The following is a 366-nucleotide window of genomic DNA, read 5'->3' on the forward strand; positions in this document are numbered from 1 at the left end:
GCACTATCGGCCACGTTGACCACGGTAAGACCACTCTGACCGCAGCTCTGACTCGCGTCTGCTCCGAAGTATTCGGTTCGGCAGTCGTTGAGTTCGACAAGATCGACTCGGCTCCGGAAGAAAAAGCGCGCGGTATCACCATCAACACCGCTCACGTTGAGTACAACTCGACCATTCGTCACTACGCTCACGTTGACTGCCCAGGTCACGCTGACTACGTGAAGAACATGATCACCGGTGCTGCCCAGATGGACGGCGCGATCCTGGTTTGCTCGGCCGCCGATGGTCCGATGCCACAAACCCGTGAGCACATCCTGCTGTCCCGTCAGGTAGGCGTTCCGTACATCGTGGTCTTCCTGAACAAGG

At 57.9% G+C, this 366-nt stretch carries 1 protein-coding gene; it reads left to right on the top strand.

Features of this window, described 5'->3' with window-relative positions:
- Positions 1-366 (top strand): GTP-binding protein (locus ACF8GB_RS10870; RefSeq protein WP_392527019.1); only part of this gene is annotated, 366 nt, incomplete at both ends.

The organism is Pseudomonas sp. xss_4 (assembly GCF_043104125.1).
In the GTDB taxonomy this organism is placed as follows: Bacteria; Pseudomonadota; Gammaproteobacteria; order Pseudomonadales; family Pseudomonadaceae; genus Aquipseudomonas; species Aquipseudomonas parafulva_B.